This window comes from Pseudomonas sp. LBUM1651 (assembly GCF_059716135.1).
The window spans coordinates 5302329-5317157 of the sequence record NZ_CP166805.1 but is presented as its reverse complement, the minus strand read 5'-3'; the positions used below and the strand labels follow the sequence as shown (position 1 = coordinate 5317157).

Genomic DNA, 14829 nt, shown 5'->3' with positions numbered 1-14829 from the left:
ATCCAGAAAGAACGCGTTATCGTTCGCGCCCATCGCGAGCAAGCTCGCTCCTACAGGGCAAGACACGAGGCACAGCATGCAAATCAAACTCGCCAACCCCCGTGGCTTCTGCGCCGGTGTGGACCGGGCAATCGAAATCGTCAACCGCGCCCTGGAAGTCTTCGGGCCGCCGATCTATGTTCGCCACGAAGTGGTGCACAACAAATTCGTCGTCGAAGACCTGCGTGCTCGCGGCGCGATCTTCGTTGAGGAACTGGATCAGGTGCCCGACGACGTCATCGTGATCTTCAGTGCCCACGGCGTTTCCCAGGCTGTACGCACCGAAGCCGCCGGCCGTGGCCTCAAAGTGTTCGACGCGACGTGCCCGCTGGTGACCAAGGTGCACATCGAAGTTGCGCGTTACAGCCGCGATGGCCGTGAATGCATTCTGATCGGCCACGCCGGTCACCCGGAAGTCGAAGGCACCATGGGCCAGTACGATGGCAGCAATGGTGGCGCGATCTATCTGGTTGAAGATGAGAAAGACGTTGCCGCGTTGCAGGTACACAATCCCGAAAAACTGGCATTCGTCACCCAGACTACCCTGTCCATGGACGATACCAGCCGCGTCATCGACGCCCTGCGTACGCGCTTTCCGGCGATCGGTGGTCCGCGCAAGGACGACATCTGCTACGCCACGCAAAACCGTCAGGACGCAGTCAAGACACTGGCCGATGAATGTGACGTGGTATTGGTGGTCGGCAGCCCGAACAGCTCCAACTCCAATCGCTTGCGTGAGCTGGCAGAACGCATGGCCACCCCTGCCTACTTGATCGACGGTGCCGAAGACCTGCAAAAGAGCTGGTTCGACGGTGTCGAGCGCATCGGCATTACCGCAGGCGCGTCTGCACCGGAAGTACTGGTGCGTGGCGTGATCCAGCAGTTGCAAGCCTGGGGCGCTACCGGTGCCGATGAGCTGGCCGGTCGCGAGGAGAACATCACGTTCTCCATGCCTAAAGAGTTACGCGTCCGCTCTTTGCTTTAACCTTCTTGTCCTCTGCACACAGCGCTTGTTCAGCCTTCTGGTTGTTCAGGCGCACGCGGCCGGAGCGGGCCAGGACCACCTGCAGGTGGCTGACCGGTTCGCGAGCCGCGCAAATATGCAATGTCCCCGCTTGAAAGGCCTTACCCGGCATCAATGGTTCGCCTAGACGGCTGAAACGTACAAAACGGTTAACACTCCAATTGCCGATAATCGGCACACCGGCGTCACTTGCGTGCTCGATCAACAGTGGATTGCTACTGTCTTCAGGGCCTTTGCCACTGATGTCCAAAATAATCCGCCAGCCCTGACTCCAGTCTCCATTGATGCCATGGATCACGACATTCTGGTTATGGGTGAGTGCCGCAGTCCTGGCATTGCGTATACCGCTGATCAACGACTCCGCTGCTACTTCGCGATGGTTCGATTCCGTAAGCGCTGCGAACGCCGGACTGACCAAATGCAGAACAATCCCGACAATCATCAGTCCCATAAGCAGTTCAACCAGACTGAAACCCTGCTGGCGCATGAAATCTCCCTCCCTGGAATGCGGTAGGCCGCGCAATCCTTGCGCGAGTAATAGCAAAACAACCGAACATCTGTCGGTCGAATGTTCTAGCGTGTAACAGCAGGTATAGCCGACGGCAACGGAGGGCACCTATGGATCATCGTACAAAAGGTTTCACGCTGATCGAGTTGCTGGTCGCGCTCGCGGTCTTTCTGATTCTGATCACCCTGGCGGTGCCGGCGTTTACCCGTTCGGTGCAAGGCACCAAGGCCGACACAGAGATCGGCGACCTGCAGCGCGCGTTGAATTTCGCCAGGCTTGAAGCCATCGACCGGGGCATTACCACCCGGGTGCGTCCAACGGCCGGCGGTAGCGTCTGGACCGGGGAATTGGCGGTCTACGACAGTACTGGCACGCCGGCCAATGTATTGCGGGTTGTTCCAGCGATGAGCAGCGGCGCGACTCTGACGCTAACCTCAGGAGTGACCGCCATCGATTTCAACAATCTGGGTGGTCTGTCGGCACCGTCCACGGCGGTGGTGATCAGCTATGTACTGGGGGCGCAAAGCAGGACGCTGAATGTGTGTTTGAACGGACGAATTCTATTGGGTGGAAGTTGCGGATGAGGGGATGGAGCAAGCGTGCACAGGAAGGCATGACGCTGATCGAGGTCTTGGTGGCGTTGTTGATTCTGAGCGTGGGCCTGTTGGGGGCGGCGGCGTTTCAGCTCAATGCGCTGAAGTACACCGACAGCTCGCGCATGACCAGCCAGGCAAGTTTTATCGCCTACGACATGATGGACCGCATCCGCGCCAACTCCGGCGCCGATTACACGGTCACGCCGCCGACATCGGGCAACCTGAATGTCGCTCGGGATCAGGACCTGTACGACTTCACCTCCAACATCATCAATTTCCTCGGCAGCACCGCCACAGGCAGCGTCACCCTTAATCAGCGGGTTTACACCATCACCATCACCTGGGACGACTCGCGGGCTGCCAGTATCGCCAACTCCCGCCGCAGCTTCGTGCTGACCAGTCGCGCCGCTGTCGATCCGGTGTCGACACCATGAACCGGCTCAATCGAGGTTTCGGCCTGATCGAAATGCTGATCGCCCTGGCGTTGAGCCTGGTCGTGGTACTCGGCGTGGCGCAGGTTTTTATCGCGGCCAAGAACACCTACGTCAGTCAGAACGCGGCGGCGAACATGCAGGAAGATGCGCGTTTCGTTCTGAGCAAGATGATTCAGGAAATCCGCATGGTGGGGATGTTCGGTTGTCTGGGGACGATTACCGATGCGAGCGCGGGAGGAAGCTTCTATCTCAGTCAGGTAGCGCCGATCAGTTGGGACAATGCCAATCTCAAGCTGACCCTGGTGACAGCCGATGTGGGAGCGGGCGGCGGCACGCCGACCTGGACGGTGGTTTCCGATTGCCGCAACACGGCGACGGCTTATTCCAACAAACAGGATCCTGCGACGGGACAGTTGGCGTTTCCGATTCGGCGGCTGATTTACAGCCTCAAGAACGGGCAATTGACGATGGGCAGCGGCATCGGGACGCCGACTCAGGCAGTGCTCGTCGACAACGTCAGCAAATTCGACGTGAGCTTCGGCCTCGCTGCGTCGGCCACCGATACAGCCGCTTCCAGTTACAGCCCCAACCCGTCCGACCCTGCGCGAATCCGTAGCGTGCGCCTGACGCTGACGCTGAGAGATCCGAACAGTCGCGTTCGCGAGCAAACCTTCAACGTGGTTGCGGCATTGCGCAACCGCCTGCCATGAGGGGAGGGCCGATGAATTATTCTCCCGTGAACTCTTACGCTCAGCGTGGCATGGCGCTGCTAGTCAGCCTGGTGTTCCTTCTGTTGCTGACACTGATCGGCATTTCATCGATGCAGAACGCTACCCTGCAGGAAAAAATGGCCACCAGCGTGACCCTGCGCAATCAGTCGTTCCAGATTGCCGAAGCTGCATTGCGCATCGGCGAAAGTACGGTGCAACTGAGTACTTATGCGTTGCCGGTTTGCAGCGGCAATCAATGTTTGCCGCCCGCCGAGTCATCGACTATCACGGCTGCCGGTCTCAATTCCACTTCGGGTGTCACCTGGATCGCCGCCGCCAACGGTTTCTACGGAGTGCAGAACATCGGCACCACGTTGAATGCCGTGAACGTGCCAAGCAACACCCCTGCGACGCTTTATCGGGTCACGGCAGTGGCCATCGTCGGCAATAACGTTCGCAGTGTGGTGGAGAGCATTTATGCCAAGTACCAATAGGTGCTCAGGGATCTGGCGGTTGCTGACTGGCGCTGCATTGGGTCTGTACCTGTCAGCCCCTGCGTACGCGTTCACGCCCTCGGACTCGCCCTTGCTGAGCGCTGCGGCGGTGCCGCCAAACGTGATGCTGCTGATCGATGATTCGGGAAGCATGAACAACATCATTTGGGCGCCGGATTTCGATCCGACAGTCAACCGTGCACAAATTGCGAATTGCACTGCGAACGGCTCGTGTCAGAGCGGTCAGTTTCTTGACATGAGCGATACCAATATTGCCTTGTCGAGCCTTACTCGCGGCGGTTGCTCCACCAACGGCAACTGGTACGGTTTCTATCGGGGGTTTTTGGGGCTGTCATCGGTATGCCTGAAGCTGCCCGACCCGGTGGGCAATGAGAACACGCGTTATACGGCTGACTATCTGTCTTATCTGGTGAGTCTGGTGACGGGTTCGAGCAGGGACTTCACCACTGGCACGGGTGCCATCCCCAATGATTACCGAATGAACGTAGCGAAGGACGTTTCTACTAATCTGGTGACCAGTAATCGCGCGCTGCGTATCGGGCTTGCGACCTTCAACCCGCCCACGGGCAGTAATTCCGGCCCCGGTGGGTTTGTCGCCCGCGCTGTCAGTGATCTATCGGCTGGCGGGAGCACCACCCAGGGTCAGGCGCAAACCAACTTCGACAACCTGATTTCGTCGATAGATGGTTTGAGTGCAATCGCCAATACCCCGTTGGCGGAAACCTATTACGAAATCACGCGGTATATGCGCGGCATGGCGCCGTACTACAATTCGACGCCCACCACTTACACCAGCCCGATCCAGTATCGCTGCCAGAAAAACTACGGCGTGGTGATCACCGATGGCCTGCCTACGTTTGACCGGACCTTCCCGACCAACGACCCGCTCGGTGGCAGCCGTTTGCCGAACTGGGACGGCATCAGCGCGAACGATGGCGACAACCTCTCCGGTGATGGCGAGGGTGATACGTTGTACCTGGACGACATTGCCAAATTCGCCTTCGACATCGACATGCGCACCACCGGTACCGACGCCGCCGGCAAGAACTGGAACGCCACAGATTTCCCCACGCAGAACATGAACACCTACACCGTCGGCTTCACTGCCGCGAATCAGATGTTGTCGGACGCCGCCAGATACGGGCAGGGCAAGTATTATCAGGCAACAGACAGCGTCGGCCTCAACACCGCGCTGGCATCCGCCCTGAGCGACATCACGTCGAAAGCCGGCTCAGGGGGCAGCGGCACCACCAGCAGCTCAATCGTCGGGGTCGGTTCCGCTTACTACCAGACCAGCTACGACCCCAAGGACTGGCGCGGGACCATCAAATCCTACGGGTTCACTGCCACTGGCGCGGTCAATACCGCCTCGGTGCTCTGGACCACTGACACGGCCATCGTACCCGGTGCAACGGCGCCTGTTTACCAGTCGTGGAACACCGTGAGCAATGCTCCCGTCACCCTGGCTTACACCAATTTCGCCCCGGCGCAGCAAACGGTGTTGAGTCAAGGGCTACCCACTGGTATCACCGGCAGCGACCTGGTGGAGTGGAGCAAGGGCACCAACAAGACGGGGTTGAAAGTACGTAGCGTATTGCTCGGCGATATTATCAACTCGCCTCTGGTGCTGGCGTCGCCGACGGACAAAACAGCATCCGATCTGGTGAGTGACACCAGCTACAGCACCTATCTGGCTACCAAAGCCACCAACATGAACGCCAGTCTGGTGGTCAACGCCAACGACGGTTTTGTCAGCGTCATCAACTCGGGTAACGGCGCGAGGCGCTATGCCTACATGCCTTCCAGCGTACTGCCATCGTTGCGTTTCATCGCCGATACCGCCTACATCAACGGCGTCAGCCACAAGTTTCTGGTCGATGGGCAGGTTGGTGTATTCGATGCACAACTCAACAGCGCCTGGAAAACCCTGGCGATCGGCGGGACAGGGGCGGGTGGCAAGACCTTTTACGCGCTGCAGCTGTTTGACGCTTCGGCCGGTAACGTGACGAAGGCGTTGTGGGAGTTCAGTGCACCCGCCACGGCCAATACGGCGAACGTTTTCAATGATCTGGGTTATGCCTATGCCCGTCCGGAAGTGGCACGCTTGGCCGATGGTCGTTGGGCGGCGTTCATTTCCAATGGCTATGGCAGCAATTCGGGAGTGGCGGCATTGTATGTGGTCGATATTCGCGATGGGTCACTGATCAAGAAAATCGTCATCGACAGCACGGAAACCACCAATGGCCTGTCTTCGGTGGAGCTCAAGGTCAACTCACAGAATGTGGTGCAGGCTGCCTATGGTGGAGACCTGAAAGGACGGTTATGGAAGTTTGATTTGAGCGGCACCACCACCGACACCTGGGGCGTGGCGTTTTCCGGAAAACCGTTGTTCACAACGGCGGGCGGCGCCACCCAGCCGATCACCGCGCAGCCGTTGCTGGCAGACAATCCACTGGGCGGTAAGGTGGTGTTTTTCGGCACCGGCAAGTTCAACGAGACGGTCGACAAGACCAACAAGGATCTGCAGGCGTTCTATGCGGTGTGGGACGCGAACGGCGGTTCCGGACAGATCACCACGTCCAGTTTGCAGATTCAATCGGTGACAGGCGTGTTCTCGGGAAGCTCGGGGCAATTCATCACCACCAGCCAGAACGAAGTGACCTATCCGGCGGAGAAGGGCTGGTTCCTGCCACTGGTCTACAACAACGTACTGACCGGTGAGCGGGTGATCAGCCAGGCGTCCCTGGTGCTGGGGCGAATCGTATTTACCACAGCCAATGTCGACACTACGGATCCTTGTGCCAGTTTCGGCACCGGCAAACTGGTCGAACTGGATGCGTTCAGCGGTAAGATGCTCAACTACGCGGTGCTCGATACTAATAACGACGGCGTGGTCGACAGCGCGGACACTATATCCAGCGGGGTGATTTTCACTGGCGGGATGCCGTTCCTGACCGCCGTTACCAACGGCGGAACCGGCAAGATCGTGACCGATACCGGTGCAACGGTGACCAAGCTGACCGAAAAGGGCGGTGGCGGCAGCCGTCGCATCATGTGGCGACAAATTCAGTAAGTGAGAGTTGAGGCATGCGCAGATCCAACCGAGGTTTTACCCTGATCGAAATCATGATCGTGATTGCGATCATCGGGATCATCATCACCATTGGCTACCCGAGCCTCACCGAATACGTGAAGAAGGGGCGCCGGGCTGAAGTGGCCGGGCTGCTCTCCGAGCAGGCGCAAATTCTCGAACGGTTTTACTCGAAGAGTAATGTCTATACCGGTGTCTCCGGCCTGAGCGCCGGCAATGACTACTACACCATCACCCCGACAGTGACCGACCAGACCTTCCTGCTGACCGCTGCACGCAAGGCCGGCAGCATGGCCACTGACAAGTGTGGCGATTTCACCATCACCAATACGGGTGTCAGAAGCATGGTCGGAGCAAAGACCGGGCTGACCACCAAGGATTGCTGGGGGCGCTGAGTTTCTTTTTCGGGCGCCTTTTGCGCCCTCTGTCTATTTAACGTTTGGATCGGAACATGGCCATGCAACAGCAAGTGGTGATTGTCGGCGGCGGTGTGATTGGCCTGCTGACGGCGTTCAATCTCGCGTCCGAAGTACAGAGCGTTGTGCTGCTGGACCGTTCGAATGTCGGTCAGGAATCGTCCTGGGCCGGTGGCGGCATTGTTTCCCCGCTTTACCCATGGCGCTACAACCCGGCGGTCACCGCGCTCGCCCACTGGTCCCAAGATTTTTATCCACAGCTGGGCGAGCGGCTGTTTGCCGCGACCGGAGTTGATCCCGAGGTGCACACCACCGGTCTGTACTGGCTGGATCTGGATGATGAGGCCGAGGCGCTGGCCTGGGCCGAGCGGGAAAACCGTCCGCTGCGGGCTGTGGATATCTCGGCGGCGCACGATGCCGTGCCGGTACTGGGCGCCGGTTTCTCCCGGGCGATCTACATGGCCGACGTGGCCAATGTGCGCAATCCGCGGTTGGTGAAATCCCTCAAGGCTGCTTTGCTGGCGCTGCCGAACGTGACGATTCACGAGCAGTGCGAGGTCAGCGGGTTTATCCGTGAAGGCGATCACGTTGTCGGCGTACAGACTTCGACGGGCGCTATCCACGGTGATCAAGTGGTGCTGACTGCTGGCGCCTGGAGCGGTGGTTTGCTCAAAAGCCTTGGGCTGGAACTGCCGGTCGAGCCTGTGAAAGGGCAAATGATCCTGTACAAGTGCGCCGCAGACTTCCTGCCGAGCATGGTGCTAGCCAAGGGGCGTTATGCAATTCCTCGCCGGGATGGCCACATTCTGATTGGCAGTACGCTAGAGCATGAAGGTTTCGACAAGACACCGACCGGGTCTGCGCTGGAGAGCCTGAAGGCCTCTGCGGTAGAGCTGATTCCAGAGTTGGCTGAGGCCGAGGTGGTCGGGCACTGGGCCGGGCTGCGACCGGGTTCGCCGGAGGGGATTCCCTACATTGGCCGGGTGCCGGGGTTCGAGGGGTTATGGCTCAACTGCGGGCATTACCGCAACGGTTTGGTGCTGGCGCCGGCGTCGTGCCAGTTGTTTGCGGATGTGATGTTGGGCAGGGCGCCGATTATTGATCCGGCGCCATATGCGCCGGCCGGGCGGATCTGACCACGGGATATTTGTCGTCGAGTAGATTGCCTTCGCGAGCAGGCTCGCTCCCACAGAGTTCACACAAAACCCTGTGGGAGCGATCCTGCTCGCGATTGGGCCCTCAATCCAACCCGAATTTCTTCAGCCTGTAACGCATCGACCGAAACGACAAATTCAACCGCTGAGCCGCCGCCGTGCGGTTCCAGCGGGTTTCCTCCAGGGCCTGGAGGATGAGTTTGCGTTCGACGTTATCCAGATAGTCCTCCAGATTGTCGATCTGCGTCAGGTCCTGTCCCCCCCCACTGTCTGCGGTGCAGTTGCCTTCGGTCAGTCGCAGATCGCTGGCTTCGATCTGTTTGTTTTCGCACAAGGTGTGAGCCCGTTCGAGCATGTTCTCCAGTTCCCGCACGTTGCCCGGAAAGCGATAGCTTTTCAGCGCTTCAAGCGCTTGCGGGTGGAGTTTCGTGGCGGGCTGGCCGCTGCCGGCTGCCAGACGTTTGAGGACATGAGTGGCCAACGATTCGATGTCATCACGGCGTTCGCGCAAGGGCGGAACCCGTAGTTCGATGACGTTGAGCCGGTAGTACAAATCCTGGCGAAAGCGTTCGGCGGCGACTTCGGCGGCGAGGTCTTTGTGGGTGGCGCAGAGGATGCGCACATCGACCACGGTTTCCTGCTGTCCGCCCACGCTGCGAACGGCTTTTTCCTGAATCGCCCGCAACAGTTTGACTTGCATCGCCAGCGGTAAATCAGCCACTTCGTCGAGGAACAGCGTGCCGCCATGGGCTGCCTGGAACAGCCCGGGTTTGTCTTCGATGGCGCCGCTGAAACTGCCTTTGCGATGCCCGAAAAATTCGCTCTCCATCAGTTCCGACGGGATTGCCCCGCAGTTCACCGGGATAAACGGCTGGTTGGCGCGCGACCCTTGCTCATGGATCAGCCGCGCGACCAATTCCTTGCCGCTGCCGGACTCGCCGCTGATGTACACCGGTGCCTGACTGCGGGCCAGCTTGTCGATTTGTTTACGCAAATTGCGCATGGGCAACGAGTCGCCCAGCAAACGACGATCGACGGTGGCGCCCGGCGCGGGCATGCGCAGTGCACTGGTGACCAGTTCGCGCAGGCGGGCGAGGTCCACCGGTTTGGTCAGGAAGTCGAAAGCACCGGCCTTGAGAGCGTTGATCGCCGTTTCCAGGTTGCCATAAGCGGTGATCATGGCCACCGGAAGTTGGGGATAGCGTTGCTGAATGTGTTGCACCAGCTCAAGGCCGGTGCCGTCCGGCAGGCGCATGTCGGTCAGGCACAGGTCAAACGTTTCGCGCTTCAACAAGGCCTGGGCTTCGCCAAGGTTGCGGGCGCTGAAGGTGTCGAGTTTCATTCGTCCCAGGGTGATTTCCAGGAGTTCGCGGATATCCGGTTCGTCGTCGACGATCAGGACTTTTTGCTGTGGGCTCGTGTTCAACTTTGTTTCCGTCCGTGAGCAAAGGTGATGCGAAAGCAGCCGCCGCCTTGGCGTGGTTTAAAGTCTAGGCGGGCCTGGTTGCTTTCGCACAGTTCACGGGACAGATAAAGCCCCAGTCCTGTGCCTTGGGCGCTGGTGGTGAAGAACGGTTCGAACAGATGCACCTGCTGATCCGGCGCTACGCCGGCGCCATCGTCCAGCACCTCGATGATCGGCAGCTGGGTGTCGGAGTCGATGAACAGATCAAGCCAGACCTGCGCCTGATCATGGGTTTGAGCGCTGTGGCGCCAGGCATTGCGCAGCAGGTTGTCGAGAATCTGGGTCAGCTGGTTCGGGTCCATCAGGGTTTTGAAGTCGCCTGAACCGATACGCAGGTGAATCTGCTGGCGCTCGATCGCCCTTTCCCGGACATCGGCGACGAACTGTTCCAGCCACGGCTTCAAATCGAGCCGTTGCGGCACGGTTTGCTGGCGGCGGGACAGTTGCAGGACGTTTTCGATAACCCGATTCATACGCTGAGAGTGATCTTGAATAATCTGGGTCAGACGTCGGTCCGCGCCGTTCAGTTCCTCGGATTCCTGCAATAGCTGCGCGGCGTGACTAATGGCGCCCAGTGGATTGCGTATTTCGTGGGCGATCCCGGCAGTCAGACGGCCAAGGGCGGCGAGTTTCAGTTGTTGAGCCTGTTGGGCGATTTGCGCGAGGTCTTCGAGAAAAACCAGGGTTTGGTGGTGTGGGCTTTGGTCCAGGGCAATGAAGCTCGGTTGCAGTTCCAGGCCGCTGCTGGTGACTTTCAGGCTTTGGGGGCGCAGCGTCGGGTTGTTCAGCCACAATTGCAGGCGCTCGACGAGAGGGGGTGAGCAGTCATCGATCCGTTGGCCTTCGAGGTTGTCCCGGCCCAGCAGGGCCTGGGCGCTGTGATTGGCCAGTTGCACCCGCCGCTGGTCGTCCAGCACCAGGATGCCGGTGCGCATGCGCTGCAGGATCAGCGCATTAAGGGCTTCAAGGCCCACGACTTCACTGGCCCGTTGCTCGGCAAGGGTTTCGCTGACTTCCACACGCTGGATCAGCCCTTGCACCAGCAATGCCGCGGCAAAACACAGCGCACCGAGCGTACCGACTTGCAGGTAATCGTTAGGGGTGGCGGGATGGCTGAAGCTCAGGAGAAAACTTAGCCCGACGATGCCGAGTGCGCCGACGGCGGCAATCAGCAGGCCGATACGACTTCGCAACAAGGCATTGCTGATGGCCACCGAGACGATCAGCAGGTTGCCGATGGCGCTGGCAACACCACCGGCGGCATAGAACAGGCCGCACAGCAGCAGGACATCAATCAGTGCCAGACTGAACAGTTGCGCCGGACGGCGGGTGTTCTCAAGGAAGACCACCAGCAGAATGTTCAGGGCCAGGTACAACCAGCTGCCACTACGCAACAGGTCGTCATTGGAGTATGTCAGCAACTGGTTGTCGAGGTTGCTGGAGATCAGCAGCACCAAGGTGATGCCGACACTTAAGCGGTAGAGATGATAAAGGCGCAGCAGTCGCTGGGCCTGTTTGTTGCCGGGACTGGACGTCTCAGCGATCACTGGTGCCCGGGCCTTGCTCGAGGTGAGCCTGGCTGCAATACCACTGTTGTTGAAGGTTTAGCGCGCGGTCGCGGGGCAGGTGGACGCCACAATGGGCGCAACGGACCATGGGCGCAGCTTCCAGTTCGGCAGAGGACTTGGGCACAGAAGGTTGAGCCTTGAACTTGCGCCAGAACCATACCGCGGCGGCAATCAGGGCGATCCAGAACAATAAACGAAGCATGGTGAGCTGCTTTATGACGAGTGATTCTGCAGTTTAGCCAAGGACATCGTCAGCGCACAGCGTAATCGCAGTCAACTCTCTGTAGGAGCGAGCTTGCTCGCGAAGGACGTCAACGATGACGCGTGCTGTCTGAATGAACGCGTCGTCTGGACGTTTTTTCGCGAGCAAGCTCGCTCCTACAGGGTCTCCATCCGTCAGTCGAACACGCCGAAGGTCATGTAGCTGAACCACGAGCGGTCGCTGTTGTTGCCTTCCGCTTCGTGTTCCTCTTCTTCGATCACGTCGCCATTCTCATCTTTAGGCTTGAGATCGTTCGGAATCGCGTCTTTGGCGTCCCGGAATTGTCTCTGCACGTCCTGGTTGGCGCGGGTTTCGCCCGGCGGCAGCGGTGGACGGGATTCGATCAGGCCCAGGGTGGCCTTGCTCAACCACGAACGGTTGTCGGCTTCATCCACCGACGGCACGAACTGACCGTCCACCAAGGTTGGGTGGTTCGGGTAGTTCAGCTTCAGGGTTTCCAGGCTGGTGTTGGCCAGGTCGTCCAGGTGCAGACGCTGGTAAGCCTCGGTCATTATCGCCAGACCGTCACCGACCGATGGGGTTTCCTGGAAGTTTTCCACGACGTAACGACCACGGTTCGCGGCAGCGACGTAGGCCTGACGGGTCAGGTAATAGTCGGCGACGTGAATCTCGTAGGCCGCCAGCAGGTTGCGCAGGTAAATCATGCGCTGCTTGGCGTCCGGCGAGTAGCGGCTGTTCGGGAAGCGGCTGGTCAGCTGGGCGAACTCGTTGTAGGAGTCGCGGGCAGCGCCCGGGTCACGCTTGGTCATGTCCAGCGGCAGGAAACGCGACAGCAGGCCGACATCCTGGTCGAAAGAGGTCAGACCCTTGAGGTAATAGGCGTAATCCACGTTCGGATGCTGTGGGTGCAAACGAATGAAACGCTCGGCGGCAGACTTCGCAGCCTCGGGCTCGGTGTTCTTGTAGTTGGCGTAGATGAGCTCGAGTTGAGCCTGATCGGCGTAGCGACCGAACGGATAACGCGACTCCAGCGCCTTCAGCTTGGCTGTGGCGGCGGTGTAGCTATTGTTGTCCAGGTCGGTCTGAGCCTGCTGGTACAGCTCGACTTCGCTAAGGTTTTCGTCTACGACTTCCTTCGATGAGCAAGCAGCGGTCAATGCGAGGATGGCGATCAGCAGCAGGTGTTTCACTTGCATGGCGGCTTGCGTCCCTATGACGGCCGCTGTCTTGGGCGGGGCCGTCCTGTTATGATGAGCGCCCCGTTGAATAGCCTCGGGGCAAAAGACGCCGTATTTAACCACAAGCGCGCAGCCGAAACCAAAGGCTGTGCCGACGCCTAGTCCGAGCATGTCCGATAAAATTGAACTTCGCGCAGAGGTGCCGTCCGAATTGGGCGGCCAACGCCTCGATCAAGTCGCCGCACAATTATTCGCTGAGCACTCGCGCTCGCGCCTTTCCGCCTGGATCAAAGACGGCCGCCTGACTGTGGATGGGGCGGTAATCCGCCCGCGAGACATCGTTCACGGTGGCGCCATTCTTGAGCTGACTGCCGAGCAGGAAGCTCAGGGCGAATGGATCGCTCAGGACATCGAGCTGGACATCGTCTATGAAGACGACGACATCCTCGTGATCAACAAGCCTGCGGGCCTGGTGGTGCATCCTGCCGCCGGTCACGCTGATGGCACCTTGCTCAACGCCTTGCTGCACCACGTGCCGGACATCGTCAATGTGCCCCGCGCCGGTATCGTGCATCGCCTGGACAAGGACACCACCGGTCTGATGGTGGTGGCCAAGACCATTCAGGCGCAGACGCAGCTGGTTACACAGTTGCAGAGCCGCAGCGTCAGCCGTATCTACGAGTGCATCGTGATCGGTGTGGTGACGGCGGGCGGCAAGATCAATGCGCCGATCGGTCGTCACGGCCAGCAACGCCAGCGCATGGCCGTGATGGAAGGTGGCAAGCAAGCCGTCAGCCATTACCGCGTGCTCGAGCGTTTCCGCTCCCACACTCACGTGCGGGTGAAACTGGAAACCGGTCGTACGCACCAGATTCGGGTGCACATGTCTTACATCAACTTCCCGTTGGTCGGAGATCCTGCCTACGGCGGTCGTTTCCGTATTCCGCCGGCCGCCAGCCAGACCATGGTCGATTCCTTGAAGACCTTCCCGCGTCAGGCCTTGCATGCGCGGTTCCTGGAGCTGGATCACCCGACCACTGGTATACGCATGAGCTGGGAATCGCCACTGCCGGACGATTTCGTCTGGTTGCTGACATTGCTCAAGCAAGACCGCGAGGCGTTCATCGGATGAGTGACTGGCTGATTCCCGACTGGCCTGCGCCTGCCGGGGTGAAAGCCTGTGTGACCACCCGTGCGGGCGGCGTCAGTCTGGCGCCGTTCGACAGCCTCAACCTCGGCGATCACGTCGACGACAGCCCCGAAGCTGTTGCCGAAAACCGCCGCCGCCTCACTGATCATTTCTCTATTCAGCCGGCCTGGTTAAAGCAGGTTCATGGCATTGTCGTGGCTCACGCGGACCCAAGCCTTGTGGCCACCGCCGACGCCAGTTGGACGGCAACGCCCGGCATTGCCTGCGCGGCGATGACGGCGGATTGTTTGCCAGCATTGTTCTGCGACCGTGCCGGCACTCGCGTCGCAGCCGCCCATGCCGGTTGGCGCGGGCTGGCGGCAGGTGTGCTCGAAGCGACGCTCGACACGTTGGCCGTGCCACCAGAAGAAGTGCTGGTCTGGCTCGGTCCGGCCATTGGCCCGCAAGCCTTTGAAGTCGGCCCGGAAGTGCGCGAAACCTTCGTCCAGCAATTGCCAGAAGCCGCCAGGGCCTTCGTGCCAAGCCAAAACGCTGGCAAATTCATGGCCGACATCTATGAGCTCGCGCGCTTGCGTCTGGCTGCTCGCGGTGTCACCGCCGTCTATGGTGGCGGTTTCTGCACTGTGACCGATCCGCGCTTCTTTTCTTACCGCCGCAGCCCACGCACCGGTCGGTTCACCTCCCTTGTTTGGTTAGAGCGCTAGACTTCTCTGATCTGCATCAACTGATCGACGCTTGAAACTCCCAGAATCGACCGC

At 59.6% G+C, this 14829-nt stretch carries 15 protein-coding genes; 10 read left to right on the top strand and 5 right to left on the bottom strand.

The window, feature by feature from the left end:
* Window positions 1-76 precede the first annotated feature (76 nt).
* Window positions 77-1024, top strand: coding sequence for a 4-hydroxy-3-methylbut-2-enyl diphosphate reductase (ispH, locus tag ACA066_RS24925; protein WP_084319493.1), 948 nt, complete (start codon window positions 77-79; stop codon window positions 1022-1024).
* Here ispH and ACA066_RS24920 read toward each other — a convergent pair.
* Complete coding sequence (locus tag ACA066_RS24920; protein ID WP_497697027.1) at window positions 993-1550, bottom strand: GspH/FimT family pseudopilin; 558 nt, start codon at window positions 1548-1550, stop codon at window positions 993-995. The genes ispH and ACA066_RS24920 overlap by 32 nt on opposite strands.
* A 131-nt stretch (window positions 1551-1681) precedes the next feature.
* On the opposite strand from ACA066_RS24920, the gene ACA066_RS24915 reads away from it, so the two are divergent.
* From ACA066_RS24915 to thiO, 7 genes are read left to right on the top strand one after another with little or no spacing between them, the layout of a single operon-like run.
* Window positions 1682-2155 (top strand): GspH/FimT family pseudopilin, encoded by a 474-nt coding sequence (locus ACA066_RS24915; protein ID WP_497697026.1) that lies wholly within the window; start codon window positions 1682-1684, stop codon window positions 2153-2155.
* A complete protein-coding gene (gene pilV / locus ACA066_RS24910; protein ID WP_497697025.1) occupies window positions 2152-2601 on the top strand; it encodes a type IV pilus modification protein PilV in 450 nt (149 codons plus the stop codon). The genes ACA066_RS24915 and pilV overlap by 4 nt, the downstream gene beginning before the upstream one ends.
* Window positions 2598-3311: a PilW family protein gene (locus tag ACA066_RS24905; protein ID WP_497697024.1), complete on the top strand. Its 714-nt coding sequence runs from the start codon at window positions 2598-2600 to the stop codon at window positions 3309-3311. The genes pilV and ACA066_RS24905 overlap by 4 nt, the downstream gene beginning before the upstream one ends.
* An 11-nt stretch (window positions 3312-3322) precedes the next feature.
* Window positions 3323-3805 (top strand): pilus assembly PilX family protein, encoded by a 483-nt coding sequence (locus tag ACA066_RS24900; RefSeq protein WP_497697023.1) that lies wholly within the window; start codon window positions 3323-3325, stop codon window positions 3803-3805.
* A complete protein-coding gene (locus tag ACA066_RS24895; RefSeq protein ID WP_497697022.1) occupies window positions 3789-6899 on the top strand; it encodes a pilus assembly protein in 3111 nt (1036 codons plus the stop codon). The genes ACA066_RS24900 and ACA066_RS24895 overlap by 17 nt, the downstream gene beginning before the upstream one ends.
* A 14-nt stretch (window positions 6900-6913) precedes the next feature.
* Complete coding sequence (locus ACA066_RS24890) at window positions 6914-7312, top strand: type IV pilin protein (RefSeq protein ID WP_497697021.1); 399 nt, start codon at window positions 6914-6916, stop codon at window positions 7310-7312.
* Window positions 7313-7368: 56 nt separating this feature from the next.
* Window positions 7369-8469: a glycine oxidase ThiO gene (thiO, locus tag ACA066_RS24885; RefSeq protein ID WP_497697020.1), complete on the top strand. Its 1101-nt coding sequence runs from the start codon at window positions 7369-7371 to the stop codon at window positions 8467-8469.
* A 103-nt stretch (window positions 8470-8572) separates the two neighbouring features.
* Here the strand turns inward: thiO and ACA066_RS24880 are convergent, their stop codons facing one another.
* From ACA066_RS24880 to ACA066_RS24865, 4 genes are all read right to left on the bottom strand, one after another.
* A complete protein-coding gene (locus ACA066_RS24880; RefSeq protein WP_497697019.1) occupies window positions 8573-9913 on the bottom strand; it encodes a sigma-54-dependent transcriptional regulator in 1341 nt (446 codons plus the stop codon).
* A complete protein-coding gene (locus ACA066_RS24875; RefSeq protein WP_497697018.1) occupies window positions 9910-11499 on the bottom strand; it encodes a sensor histidine kinase in 1590 nt (529 codons plus the stop codon). Before ACA066_RS24875 ends, ACA066_RS24880 begins: the two co-directional genes overlap by 4 nt.
* Window positions 11489-11722, bottom strand: a complete 234-nt coding sequence (locus ACA066_RS24870; RefSeq protein WP_084319472.1) for a PP0621 family protein — start codon at window positions 11720-11722, stop codon at window positions 11489-11491. Before ACA066_RS24870 ends, ACA066_RS24875 begins: the two co-directional genes overlap by 11 nt.
* A gap of 194 nt (window positions 11723-11916) precedes the next feature.
* Window positions 11917-12939 carry an outer membrane protein assembly factor BamD gene (locus tag ACA066_RS24865; protein ID WP_497697017.1) on the bottom strand — a complete coding sequence of 341 codons (1023 nt, stop codon included), beginning with the start codon at window positions 12937-12939 and terminating at the stop codon, window positions 11917-11919.
* A gap of 151 nt (window positions 12940-13090) precedes the next feature.
* Between ACA066_RS24865 and rluD the strand changes: the two genes are divergently transcribed.
* Both rluD and pgeF read left to right on the top strand, forming a co-directional pair.
* Window positions 13091-14053: a 23S rRNA pseudouridine(1911/1915/1917) synthase RluD gene (gene rluD / locus ACA066_RS24860; protein WP_497697016.1), complete on the top strand. Its 963-nt coding sequence runs from the start codon at window positions 13091-13093 to the stop codon at window positions 14051-14053.
* A complete protein-coding gene (gene pgeF, locus ACA066_RS24855; RefSeq protein ID WP_497697015.1) occupies window positions 14050-14775 on the top strand; it encodes a peptidoglycan editing factor PgeF in 726 nt (241 codons plus the stop codon). Before rluD ends, pgeF begins: the two co-directional genes overlap by 4 nt.
* Window positions 14776-14829 lie beyond the last annotated feature (54 nt).